Raw genomic sequence first — 13,672 nt, 5'->3', positions numbered from 1 at the left:
ATTTAATTTATATTTTATAATTTTCTAAAAATACGAATTATATAAAAACATTTTTGCTTAATAATATTTTATTTAGGTGATTTTTTTTGTTAAAATTTATACTATTTTTGGTTCCAAATTTTAACTCAAAAACAAAATTTATGAAAAAAATCCTATTTTACTTTTTAGTGTTGACATCTTTTGCTTCGAAAGCTCAGATTAATGTAAGTTTTTATGCAGATCCAGATGAATTAAAACAATTAAAAACACGCCCTTTATTGGTTGAAGTTCTTGAAGAAGACGAAGACGTTCTAAAAAAATTGGATAAACCTAAGAAAGCAGATGAGCTAGCTGATTACAAAAAATTTATTGTTGATTTTAATAAAGATTTTAAAATTTATGCTGAAAAGTATTGGGCTTTTACTGATAAAATGGAATTTAAAACGACTAGTGAAATTGAAGCTTTACAAAAAGCTAAAAATAAATCATATGCTGTTTTAAGATTAGTTCAATTGAATGATAAAGGTTACTGGGGATTTAAAACAACTCAAAATGTTCCAGCAATAGCATTTACTAGAATTGAAAGCAATATTATTAAAACAGATTCAAAGATTTATTTGCCATCTAGAAACTTAAATAATAATAATACTTTATCTGAGTCAGATTACAAATATGCCTTAACAATTTTGCAAGCCAATGTAGATTGGATTATTGCAAATGATAAAGTTTTAAATTTTGATAAGTATGCCGAAAAAATGGCTAAAGAAAATGTTTCTAAACTAAAGGGGAAAACATTATTAGTAGAAGATAATATGTTGGCAAAGGGCAGAACAAAAGAAGCAGCAACAAAAAATTATGGTGGAGATTTGAAGTTTGTATCTGAATCTGAATTAAACGATGCACTAGTTAATAAATCTAAAAACACAGCTGTTCTATATACAGCTCCTTACGGAATTGTTAAGTCAAATGCACCATTTGTTTCAATGTCAACAATTGTATATTTTAAAATTATAGTAGATTGTGAAACAAATGAAATCTTATGGTTATATATGCCAGGCGCTATGAATTGGGGAGCAAATTTGTCTAACCAATTAACTGAAGGTGAATTTAAAGTAATGGCCGATTCAAAAATTATCTAATAAAAAAGCTCCCAATTTGGGAGCTTTTTGTTTTTATAAAGTTGAAATCGCTTTTTGAATTCTAGAAATAGTTTCTTCTTTTCCAATGATTTCTACAATGTCAAATAGGTGAGGACCTTTCAAAGCTCCAACCAAACTAAGACGGAAAGGTTGCATCACTTTCCCCATTCCGATTTCATTTTTGGTTAACCAGTCTTTTACAATCGCTTCAATATTTGCAGAATCAAAACCGTCAATATATTCAAGAGTCGAAATCAATTCTTGCATTAAAGCTGGTGTTTCTTCCTTCCAGTTTTTACTTGCTTTCTCATCGTAAGCTGTTGGCGCTTGGAAAAAGAAATCAGTTAAATCCCAGAAATCAGAAACGAAATTGGCTCTTTCTTTAATCAAAGAAACAATTCTTGTAATATCATATTTAGAAATGGCAACACCTTTTTTTACTAAAATAGGAGTGAAGTCTTTTGCTAAATCTGCATCATTTTGTTTTATTAAATATTGGTGGTTAAACCATTTATTTTTTTCAGGATCAAATTTTGCTCCAGCTTTGTGAACTCTGCTCAAGTCAAAAGATGCAGCCAATTCTTCTAGAGAATAAATTTCTTTATCAGTTCCATCATTCCATCCAAGTAAAGCAAGGAAGTTTACAACTGCTTCTGGGAAAAATCCTTTTTCTCTATAACCAGATGAAATGCCTTCTTCTGTTTTCCATTCTAAAGGAAATACTGGGAATCCCATTTTGTCTCCATCTCTTTTTGATAATTTACCATTTCCAATTGGTTTCAAAATCAAAGGTAAATGTGCAAATTCTGGAGCTTCCCAATTAAAAGCTCTGTATAATAAAACGTGAAGTGGCATAGAAGGCAACCATTCTTCTCCACGAATTACATGTGAAGTTTCCATTAAATGATCATCAACAATATTAGCCAAATGATAAGTTGGCATTCCGTCACTTTTGAAAAGAACTTTATCATCCAAAAGATTCGTTTCGAACTTAACATCGCCACGAATGATATCTTTCAAATGTAAAGTTTCATCAACCGGAGTTTTAAAACGGATCACATAATGTTCTCCATTTGCAATTCTCTTAGCAGTTTCTTCAGCAGAAATTACTAAAGAGGTATCCAGTTTTTCACGATTATGATGATTGTAAATAAATGTTTTTCCTTCTGCCTCATGCTGTTTTCTATGAGCATCCAAAGCTTCTGGAGTATCAAAAGCATAATATGCCCAACCAGAATTGATTAATTGATCGGCATATTGTTGGTATAAATCTTTACGTTCGCTTTGTCTGTACGGACCAAATTTTTCATTTTTTCCAACTGTTTCTTCAGGAGCAATTCCTAACCATTCCAAAGCTTCCATAATGTAAGCTTCTGCACCTGGAACAAAACGAGTCTGATCTGTATCTTCAATTCTCAGATAAAAAACACCGTTATGTTTTTTGGCAAATAAATAATTAAATAGGGCAGTACGCACTCCGCCAATATGTAATGGTCCAGTCGGACTTGGTGCAAAACGCACACGAACTTGCTTTGACATTTTGTTTATATTTTAATGCAAAGATACAACATTACTTAAATTCCAAATTTTTTAAAATTCCAAATTCCAAGCTTGTATTGCAGTTGGAATTTGGAGTTTATTTTTTGGAATTTGAATCTCAATAATTACTACTTTTATAGGTTATAATCAAAACAGATTTATTTTGAAGACATCATCTGCGATATATCAAAAGCTAGAGGCTTTCATTAAGAAATATTATACCAACGAATTGATAAAAGGCATCTTACTTTTTACCGGATTCGGACTTTTGTATTTCTTGTTTACGCTTTTTGTAGAATACTTTCTTTGGTTAAAACCATTAGGAAGAACGTTTTTATTTTGGCTATTTATTGCTGTTGAAGTTTTCCTTTTAATTCGTTTAATTGTATTTCCATTATTCAAATTATTCAAACTTCAAAAAGGAATTGATTATACGCAAGCTTCCAAAATTATTGGAAATCATTTCAAAGAAGTGAGTGATAAGCTGACGAACTTTTTACAATTGTCTTCAGAAAATAATGCTGAAAGTTCAGAGTTAGTTTTGGCTTCGATAGAACAAAAAGCCAATTCTTTGCAACCAATTCCTTTTGGAAATGCAATCAATTTTAAAGCAAATAAAAAATATTTGCCGTTAGCTTTAGTTCCAATTTTACTTTTTGCAGTGTTTTATATTTCTGGAAATAGCAATGTAATTTCTCAAAGTTTGAATAGAGTAGTGCATTTCAATTCTGCATTTTTACCGCCAGCACCTTTCAAATTTGTAGTTCTAAATTCTAATTTACAAGCAGAACAAAACAAAGATTTCGTTATCAAAATGGAATCTGTTGGAAACATTGTTCCAGAAAATGTGATGATCCATATTGGAGATGAAAGCTATTTTATGGAATCTTCTCAACCTGGAAAGTTTGAATTCAAAGTTGAAAAACCAACAGAGAATATTCAATTTTCTTTCGAAGGAAATAATGTAGTTTCAGAAGATTATGAATTGAAAGTGATCACAGTTCCGTCTATTGCAAACTTCGAAATGGTTTTGAATTTTCCTTCTTACCTAAAGAAAAAATCAGAGACAATTCAAGGAACTGGAAATGCAATTGTACCTGAAGGAACGACTGTCACTTGGAGAATGAATACCAAATCTACGCAAGAAGTAGTGTGGAAAAGAGAAAATGAAGTTTTGAAGTTCAATAAGACAGAAAATGAGTTTAAATTAGCTAAAAATATAAGTCAAAATACCGAATATCAAATACTTACGTCTAATGATAAGGTTAAAAACTACGAAAAACTAGATTATCAGCTTTCTGTGATCAAAGATCAGTTTCCAACCATCAATGTTGGGCCAGCGCCAGACAGTTTGAAGCTAGATAAGAACTATATTCTAGGAAGAGTAGGTGACGATTATGGACTTTCAAGATTACAGATTGTGTACTACGAACGTAACAAACCACAGTCTGCTAAGCGTGGAAATATCAATGTGAAGTCTGGTGTATTCGATCAGTTTGTTTTTAATTTTCCAAGTAATCTTCCAGTAGAAGAAGGAGTATCTTACGAATACTATTTTGAGGTTTTTGATAACGATGCACCACATGGTTTTAAGAGTACAAAGTCTTCTACATTTTCAGATCGTGTTGCTACAACAGATGAAATTCAAGACCAAGAATTACAACAGCAAAATAATAACATCAATAGTTTATCTAAGTCTTTGAAGAATCAAACCAAGCAGATTTCTGAAATGGATAAGCTTCAAAATACCGGAAAAGAAAAAGATAATCTAGAGTTTAAAGATCAGCAGAAGATCAATGATTTTATCAAACGTCAGAAACAACAAGACGAAATGATGAAACAATTCTCTGAGAAAATGAATCAGAATCTGGATAAATTTAAAGACGATAAGAAAGATAAAACCGCTGAAGATTTACAAAAGCGTTTAGATAATGCACAGAAAGATTTAGAAAAGAATCAGAAATTATTAGATGAATTGAAGAACTTAAATGATAAATTAAACAGCGAAGATCTGTTTGATAAAATGGAAAAGTTCAAACAAATCAGTAAAAACCAATCTCGTAATCTAGAGCAATTAGTTGAGCTGACAAAACGTTTTTATGTTTCTAAGAAAGCAGAACAAGTTGCTGCGAAACTAAACAAACTGTCAGAACAACAGGAACAGTTATCAAATAAAGAGAAAGATAATACTAAAGAAAAGCAAGATGAAATCAATAAATCTTTTGATAAGATTCAGGAAGATTTAAAAGATTTGAAAGAAGAAAATAAGACTTTAAAGAAACCTTTAGATATTCCTTCTGATGCTTCTAAAGAGAAAGATGTAGATAATGATCTTAATAAAGCTTCAGAAGAATTAAGTAAAAAGAATACTTCTTCGGCCAAAACAAAACAGAAAAGTGCTGCCAAGAAAATGAAGAACATGGCTCAGGAAATGCAGAGCGAAATGGAAGGTGGCGAGCAAGAACAATTGGAAGAAGATGTAGCAATGCTTCGTCAGATTCTGGATAATCTTTTAGCATATTCTTTGTCACAAGAAGATGTGATGAAACAGTTCAAAGCAATGAAATTAGGTTCTTCTACATTCACAAAAAACATTAAGATTCAGCAGAATTTAAAACAACAGTTTAGACATGTTGACGATAGTTTGTTTGCACTTTCATTACGTAACCCAAAGGTTGCTGAAGATGTAACAAAAGAAATCGGAAACGTTCAATACAATATGGATAAAGCTATCGAAACCTTAACCGATGTTCAGATTCCAAGAGGAGTTTCACACCAGCAATATGCGGTTTCATCTGCTAATAAGTTAGCCGATTTCTTAAGTGATTTGTTGAATAATATGCAAATGTCTATGCCTAAACCGGGAGCTGGAAAACCTAAACCAGGAGACGGACAAGGAATGCAATTGCCAGATATTATACAAAAGCAAAAAGGTCTTGCTGATAAAATGAAAGAAGGAATGAAGCCTGGAAGTAAACCTGGTGAAGGACAACAAGGACAAAGTGGAGAAGGTAAGCAGGGTCAGAACCAAGGTAAAGATGGTAATGGAAAGGAAGGGCATGGTAAAGATGGAAAAGGAAAAAGCGGGCAAGGTAACCAAGGTTCTGGTAATGGAAAAGATGGAAAAGAAGGTGAAGATGGGGAAGGAGATGCAGAGGCTATTATGGAGATTTACAAAGAGCAAGTTAAACTTCGTGAAGCATTGCAAAAAGAATTAGCAAAGAAAGGTTTGGACTCTCAAGGTAAATCTGTAATAGACCAGATGAAGCAATCTGAAAAACAGATTTTAAATAAAGGTTTTAAGAATGAGAACTTGCAACGTATTTTAAATATTCAACAAGAATTATGGAAATTAAACAACGCAGTTCAGCAACAAAGACAGGATACACAAAGACAATCTGAAACTAATAAGGCAGATTTTACAAATCGTTCTAATGCTTTACCAAGTTCATTATTGGAATATTTAAACAGTGTAGAGATATTAAACAGACAATCACTACCTTTGCGCTCGAATTTTAATCAAAAAGTTCAAGAATACTTTAATACAAAATGATAAATTTTAATTACGAAACAGATTTTACTTTAGGAGACGAGCAGGCTTTTAGCGACTGGCTAAGTGCTGTAATTGTTTCTGAAAAGAAGACTGAAGGAGAAATCAATTATATATTTTGTGACGATGAATATCTTCATAAAATAAATGTAGAGTATCTGGATCATGACACTCTTACAGATATTATCAGTTTTGATTATACTGTTGGTAACGAGTTAAATGGAGATATTTTTGTTTCTGTAGAGCGTGTTGCAGACAATGCAAAAGACTTTAATGTTTCATTTGCTGAAGAGCTTAAGAGAGTGCTCTCACACGGTATACTTCACTACTGCGGGTACAAAGATAAATCTGATAAAGATGCTCAATTAATGAGAGCAAAGGAAGAGGAAAAGATGAAGATGTTTCACGTGGAACAGTAATTAAACTTCTTTGAAATTATGTTCCACGTGAAACGTTTTTAGGTTTAGCTTTTAAAATGTTTCACGTGAAACATATTTTAGTTAATGAATATACAAACGTTCCACGTGGAACGTTATAAAAGAGAAGTGATTCTTTGAGATAAATCGTTCCACGTGGAACGATATTTAAATCTGATATTTAGAAAAGATGAATAGTGTTTCACGTGGAACATGATTTTGAAAGTTCTGTTTGGAAATTTAAAATGGAAGGTTAGAATGGAAGGTTAGAATGGAAGGTTAGAATGGAAGGTTAGAATGTTTCACGTGGAACGTTTGGTTTTAAAGACTCTGTTTAAAGATTCTGTTTGGAAGTTCTGTTTGGAAGTTCTGTTTGGAAGTTCTATTTGGAAGTTCTATTTGAAAGTTCTATTTGAAAGTTCTATTTGAAAGTTCTATTTGAAAGTTCTATTTGAAAGTTCTATTTGAAAGTTCTATTTGAAAGTTCTATTTGGAAGTTCTATTTGGAAGTTCTATTTGGAAGTTCTATTTGGAAGTTCTATTTGGAAGTTGTGATTTTGAAATAAAAATGTTTCACGTGGAACGTTTGAATTTGAAGATTCCAGTTTGAAGATTCCAGTTTTTTGGAATTTGGAATTTTTAAAATTGAAGGTTAGAGTTTCGTTCCACGTGGAACAAAAAAAAATATAAATGTAATTCTAGAAACCGCGTTAGCGGTTTTTGGAGAATAATAAAACAAAAATGTTTTTAGAAGAATACGATGTTATTGTGGTTGGTGCAGGCCATGCTGGTTCTGAAGCTGCGGCTGCGGCTGCAAATTTGGGATCAAAAACTTTATTGGTTACAATGAGTTTGCAAAACATAGCACAGATGTCTTGTAATCCTGCAATGGGTGGAATTGCAAAAGGACAGATCGTTCGCGAAATTGATGCGCTTGGTGGATATTCGGGAATTGTATCCGATCGCACGGCAATTCAATTTAAGATGTTGAATAAATCGAAAGGACCTGCAATGTGGTCTCCAAGAGTTCAAAGTGACAGAATGCGTTTCGCTGAAGAATGGAGAATGATGTTGGAGAAAACTCCAAACCTTGATTTTTATCAAGAAATGGTAAAAGGGTTGATAATTGAGAATGGAAAAATAAAAGGAATTAGAACTTCGCTTGGTGTAGAAATCAAAGCGAAGTCTGTCGTTTTAACGAATGGTACTTTTTTGAATGGTTTGATTCATATCGGAGAAAAACAATTCGGTGGAGGAAGAGCAGGAGAAAGTGCTGCAACTGGAATTACCGAAGATTTGATTAAAGCAGGTTTTGAAGCGGGAAGAATGAAAACAGGAACGCCTCCTCGTGTAGATGGACGTTCTTTGGATTATTCGAAAATGAACGAAGAAAAAGGAGATGCAAAACCAGATAAGTTTTCATATTCAGATTTGACAACTCCATTAACGCATCAGCGTTCTTGTTTCATGACGTATACTTCGTTAGATGTTCATGATATTTTGCGAGAAGGTTTTGATCGCTCTCCAATGTTCAACGGAAGAATCAAAAGTTTAGGTCCGAGATATTGCCCTTCGATCGAAGATAAGATTAATCGTTTTGCAGATAAAGAACGTCATCAATTATTTGTTGAGCCAGAAGGATGGAATACTTGCGAAGTTTACGTAAACGGATTTTCAACTTCGCTTCCAGAAGATATTCAATTTAAAGCTTTGAGTTCTGTCGCTGGATTTGAGAAAGTGAAATTCTTCCGTCCAGGTTATGCAATCGAATATGATTTTTTTCCTCCAACACAATTGAAACATACTTTGGAAACGAAGTTAGTAGAAGGTTTATATTTTGCTGGACAAATTAACGGAACGACTGGATACGAAGAAGCAGCATCTCAAGGTTTGATGGCCGGAATAAATGCACACTTGAAAGTGCACGAAAAAGAGCCACTGATTTTAAAACGTGACGAAGCATACATTGGAGTTTTAATTGATGATTTAATTACAAAAGGAACAGAAGAACCTTATCGTATGTTTACATCAAGAGCAGAATACAGAACTTTGTTGCGACAGGATAATGCCGATTTTAGATTGACGCCAATGTCATACGAAATTGGTTTAGCTTCTGAAGATCGTTTACGCAGAATGGAAAGAAAACTGAACGAATCTGAAAAGATGGTTTCGTTCTTCAGAGAGACGAGTGTAAGTGTTGCAGAAACCAATCCAATTTTGGAATCAAAAGAATCTGCGCCGATTTCGCAAGGAGATAAAATGTTCAAGATTTTTTCTCGTCCACAAATTGAATTGGAAGATATGTTGAAATTTGAAAAGGTTTCAGAATATATCAAAGAAAATGATTTGGACGAAGAAATTGTAGAACAAGCCGTAATCCAGGTAAAATATTCTGGATATATCGAGAAGGAAAGAAATAATGCTGATAAACTAAATCGTTTAGAAGAAGTAAAGATTCCAGAAAATTTCGATTACGATAAAATAAAATCTATGTCGATAGAAGCAAAACAGAAATTAAGCAAGATTCGTCCTGTAACTATTTCGCAAGCTTCAAGAATAAGCGGAGTATCACCAAGTGATATTTCCGTGCTTTTGATTTATATGGGAAGGTAATTTATTTTAGATTTCTGAGTTAAGATTTTAGAATTAAGGTGGAAGTGTTCCACGTGAAACTATAAAATCTAAAAATCTGAATTCTAAAATCTAAAATTACTAGTGTTCCACGTGAAACCTTTTCTTAAAATTGAAATGATTTTATAAAAATAAATATCATTTTAATTGTTTTTTAAATTTGATAAACTGAAATTTTAAAGCAAATAAAACTGTTTTTGAAAGCTATCAGAAGATTGCAATAAAGTTGAGTTATCATATTTTTGAAAAAGATTAAAAAATAAACTTAAATAAAAATCCTAAAAGCGATAGAATTTCGCTTTTAGGATTTGCTATAAATTAAATCCAATATCTATAAATTTAAAAAATGAACGTTTTAAATAAAAAACACTTTCTTACAGTAAAAGACCATTCTGTTTCAAAAGAAATTTTTGAATTATATCAAGATGAAGAATTAGATATGCTGATTACTTCTCCACAACCTGAACTTCAAAATTTAGGAAGATATTACGAAAGCGAAGATTATATTTCGCATACAGACAACAAACGGTCATTATTTGAAAAAGCGTATCATTTTGTTAAAAATATTGCACTTCAAAATAAATTGAATTTAATCAATATTCAGCAACCACAAAAAGGCAAAATTTTGGATATTGGTGCTGGAACAGGAGATTTTCTTTTGACAGCAAAAAATGATGGTTGGCAAACCGTTGGGGTAGAACCAAGCGATCGGGCAAAAGATATTGCAAAGCAAAAAGGAATTTCTTTTGTAGAAGAAACAAGCACTTTAGAAAATAATTCTTTTGATGTAATTACAATGTGGCACGTATTAGAACACGTTCCAAATTTGGAATTACAAATTGCAGAATTAAAGCGTTTATTAAAACCAACTGGAACTTTAATTGTTGCGGTTCCAAATCATAAATCTTTTGATGCGCAACATTACGGAACTTTTTGGGCCGCTTATGATGTGCCAATTCACTTTTGGCATTTTTCAAAAAAATCGATTCAATTGCTTTTTGAAAGAGTAGACATGAAATTAGAAAAGATTCTTCCAATGAAGTTCGATTCGTTTTATGTGAGTCTTTTATCCGAAAAATACAAAACGGGGAAAATGAATTATATCAAAGCTTTTTTCGTTGGTTTAAAATCAAATTGGAGAGCCAAAAGCACACAAGAATATTCATCGCATATTTATGTTTTAAAGAATAAATAAAACCTAAAAAATCAGCAAAAAGCTATTTCTTCAAAATACTGGAGAAATAGCTTTTTTATTTTAAAAAAAGTCAAAAAAACGGCCGTATTTATGCTATAAAGTTGAATTATTGCTATTATTTTTTCTATAAATAAAAACAATATCATAAAATTTGCGCATTTTTTAAACTTTATGCTGATGCTATTGATTTTTTTATATTTTTGTCTTCAATACTTAAAAAATAGAATTTAAAAAAAATGAAAAAAGCATTAGTTATTATCGCACTTTCAGTTTTCGCAGTTTCTTGTAACAAAACAGCAGAGGTAAAGGAAGTAAAAACAGCTTACGTGGATACTTCGGTTTTGATGAAAGAATACACTGAGGCAAAAGATTTAGAGGCAAAGTACAAAGCTCAAGCGGAAGAAAAAGGTAGACAATTACAAGCTGAGATTTCACGTTTTAAACAAGACGCTGCTAATTTTCAAAGCCAGGCACAAGCAAACGGTCAAGCTTGGGCACAGCAAAGAGGTGCTGAGTTGCAAAAAAGAGAGCAGCAATTAGGTTATGCACAACAAGCATTAGCACAACAATTGCAACAAGAAAGTGGTGTCGAAATGGATTCTCTTGTTAGTGGAGTTAAAAAATTCATCAAAGAGTACGGAAAGAAAAACGGTTACTCTTACATCTACGGAACAGGAGATGCTGCAACAGTTTTGTATGCTGAAGACAAATATGATATCACAAAAGAAATCATCAAAGAATTAAACGACAAATACAAAGCGTCACCAAAAGCAGATGCAAAACCAGCAGCTGAAACAAAAGAAGGCGAAGCTAAAAAATAACACTACCAAACTAACTAAATTACTGAAAACCTAAATCCACTAAAGATTTAGGTTTTTTCTTTTTATAAAAATGCGGTAATTTTATTTTTCAATACAGGCAAAATGCAGAACGTTTCAGAAGCGGCAGCTTACACTTTACAATTCATCAATCAGACTCAAAAATCTATTTTTCTAACCGGAAAAGCAGGAACAGGAAAAACTACGCTTTTGCGCGAAATTATTGCGACGACCCACAAAAATACTGTAGTTGTTGCGCCAACTGGTATCGCGGCTTTGAATGCGGGCGGAGTAACGATTCATTCCATGTTCCAGCTTCCGTTTTCTGCGTTTATTCCGTCGTACGATGCGAGCGCGCAATTTACAGAAACGGTAAAGTTTGAAAACAAAGAGACACTGCGCCGTCATTTCAAAATGAATAACGTCAAGCGAAATGTGATCAAAAACATGGAGCTTCTGGTTATTGATGAAGTGAGTATGATGCGCGCCGACTTGCTAGATGCTGTCGATTTTATGATGCAGACGGTTCGGAGAAACACGCAGCCTTTTGGTGGAGTTCAGGTTTTGTTTATTGGAGATTTATTGCAATTGCCGCCAGTTATTCGAGATGAAGAATGGCGAACGCTGAAAAACTATTACCGCGGAAAATTCTTTTTTCATTCTCACGTTTTGCAAACCTATCCGCCGATTTATATCGAATTGTCAAAAATCTATCGCCAGACCGACGATGCTTTTATTTCTGTTTTGAACAATTTGCGAAATAATCAGATTACTCCAGAAGACATAGCTGTTCTAAATCAGTATGTTAAGCCAGATTTTGACTTCAAAGAGAACAAAGGCTACATCACGCTGACAACACATAATGCCAAAGCAGACTCTATCAACTCACAGTCAATCAATGATTTAGATGGTAAAGAATACGTTTATACACCATTTGTGGTTGGAGATTTTCCAGAAAAGATCTTTCCTGTTGAAGAAGAACTGAAATTGAAAGTCGGCGCGCAGATTATGTTTGTTAAAAATGATTTGTCTTTTGAAAAAAGATATTTCAACGGAAAAATGGGCGTAATCAAATCTTTGTCTGACGAAGAAATCTTTGTTCATTTTCCAGAAGAGAACATGACGCTTGAAGTGGAAAAGTACGAATGGAAAAATATTCGCTACAAAGTCAACGAACAGACGAAAGATATCGAAGAAGAAGTTTTGGGAACTTTTGCCCATTATCCGATCAAGCTGGCTTGGGCAATTACAGTGCACAAAAGCCAAGGGTTAACTTTTGACAAAGCAGCGCTCGACGTATCGCAAGTTTTTCTGCCTGGGCAGGCCTATGTAGCACTTTCACGTTTACGTTCGTTAAATGGGCTTATTTTGCTTTCTCCGATGCAGATGAATGGCATTTCCAACGATCAAGATGTGATGGATTACGCTTTGAACCGAGCAACGGAAGAAACTTTAAAAAATTCGCTTCACTTCGAAACTAAAAATTTTATTCATAACTATTTGATAAACAGTTTTAATTGGAATGATTTAGCACAAGAATGGCGCAATCATCGTTTTAGTTACAACGAAAATGCGGCTGGTTCTGAAAAAACAAAACACGCAGTTTGGGCGCACAAACGTTTGGACACGATTGAGCAGCTTGCCGAACCTTCGCAGAAATTCATCATTCAGCTCAACAAAATTTTCAGCAAAGAAACGGTCGATCTACTTTTTGTGAAAGAAAGGGTAGAAGCGGCCTACGATTATTTTTTCAAGCCAATGGACAAATTGGTCGATGATTTAATTTATAAAATGGCTGAAATTCAAAAATTTAAAAAAGTAAAAGAGTTTTACGAAGAATTGAATTTTCTGGAAGATCTTCAGACGAAAGCAGTTTTACGATTGATGAAAGCGAAATTATTGATCGAAGTTGTGGTTGCTGGTGAAGCGATCAGCAAAGAAAAGCTGTCGTCGCCAAATATTAAAAATTATAAAATCAACAAAGCGGAAAGAATTCGCGGAGAGCTTCAGACGACAAATACAGACATTTTTAGAGCAGAAGAACCCGTTGTGCGATATAAATCAGCTAAAGCGGAAAAAAGTGAGCTTAAAACGGCTAAAAAAACGACAGTTGAAGAAACGCATGATTTGTGGCTCGAGAAACATTCAATTGAAGATATTGCCAGAATGCGTAAACTGACAGTGCAGACTATCGAAACGCATTTGATAAAATTGATTCAGGTAAAAAAAGTGGATATTAACGATGTTTTGCCGTATGATAAAATTTTGGCCCTTCGCGAGGCATTTGAATTTTATCAAGAAGAATCTTTGAGTCCTTTGAAAGAAAAGCATGGAGATGAATTTACTTGGGATGAACTGAAAATGTTCAAGGCAAGTATTAATTAATTTTTTGAGAACGGTCTTTC

8 protein-coding genes are annotated in these 13,672 nt (G+C 33.2%); 7 read left to right on the top strand and 1 reads right to left on the bottom strand.

The genetic code is table 11. The features are described from left to right. Positions 1–86 precede the first annotated feature (86 nt). Positions 87–1,118 (top strand): hypothetical protein, encoded by a 1,032-nt coding sequence (locus tag AC3E9W_RS02330; RefSeq protein WP_488766624.1) that lies wholly within the window; start codon positions 87–89, stop codon positions 1,116–1,118. Positions 1,119–1,151: 33 nt separating this feature from the next. On the opposite strand, the gene gltX is transcribed toward AC3E9W_RS02330, so the two are convergent. Further along, on the bottom strand, positions 1,152–2,657 hold the full coding sequence (gltX, locus tag AC3E9W_RS02325; RefSeq protein ID WP_488766623.1) for a glutamate--tRNA ligase: 1,506 nt from the start codon (positions 2,655–2,657) through the stop codon (positions 1,152–1,154). Between the two features lie 163 nt (positions 2,658–2,820). Between gltX and AC3E9W_RS02320 the strand changes: the two genes are divergently transcribed. From AC3E9W_RS02320 to AC3E9W_RS02295, 6 genes are all read left to right on the top strand, one after another. Continuing rightward, the gene (locus AC3E9W_RS02320; protein ID WP_488766621.1) at positions 2,821–6,210 is read left to right on the top strand and encodes a hypothetical protein; all 3,390 of its coding nucleotides are present in this window, start codon (positions 2,821–2,823) and stop codon (positions 6,208–6,210) included. Continuing rightward, entirely contained in the window at positions 6,207–6,626 is a 420-nt protein-coding gene (gene ybeY, locus AC3E9W_RS02315; protein WP_456891612.1) for an rRNA maturation RNase YbeY, read from the top strand. Before AC3E9W_RS02320 ends, ybeY begins: the two co-directional genes overlap by 4 nt. A 738-nt stretch (positions 6,627–7,364) precedes the next feature. After that, positions 7,365–9,236 carry a tRNA uridine-5-carboxymethylaminomethyl(34) synthesis enzyme MnmG gene (gene mnmG, locus AC3E9W_RS02310; protein WP_488766619.1) on the top strand — a complete coding sequence of 624 codons (1,872 nt, stop codon included), beginning with the start codon at positions 7,365–7,367 and terminating at the stop codon, positions 9,234–9,236. A gap of 364 nt (positions 9,237–9,600) precedes the next feature. Continuing rightward, complete coding sequence (locus AC3E9W_RS02305) at positions 9,601–10,449, top strand: class I SAM-dependent methyltransferase (RefSeq protein ID WP_488766618.1); 849 nt, start codon at positions 9,601–9,603, stop codon at positions 10,447–10,449. A gap of 236 nt (positions 10,450–10,685) precedes the next feature. Beyond that, positions 10,686–11,270, top strand: coding sequence for an OmpH/Skp family outer membrane protein (locus AC3E9W_RS02300; RefSeq protein WP_306153980.1), 585 nt, complete (start codon positions 10,686–10,688; stop codon positions 11,268–11,270). Positions 11,271–11,372: 102 nt separating this feature from the next. Beyond that, positions 11,373–13,652 (top strand): helix-turn-helix domain-containing protein, encoded by a 2,280-nt coding sequence (locus AC3E9W_RS02295; protein WP_488766616.1) that lies wholly within the window; start codon positions 11,373–11,375, stop codon positions 13,650–13,652. The last annotated feature ends 20 nt before the right edge of the window (positions 13,653–13,672 follow it).

This window comes from Flavobacterium sp. 38, assembly GCF_057799715.1.
This window is presented reverse-complemented; position numbering and strand designations above follow the sequence as displayed.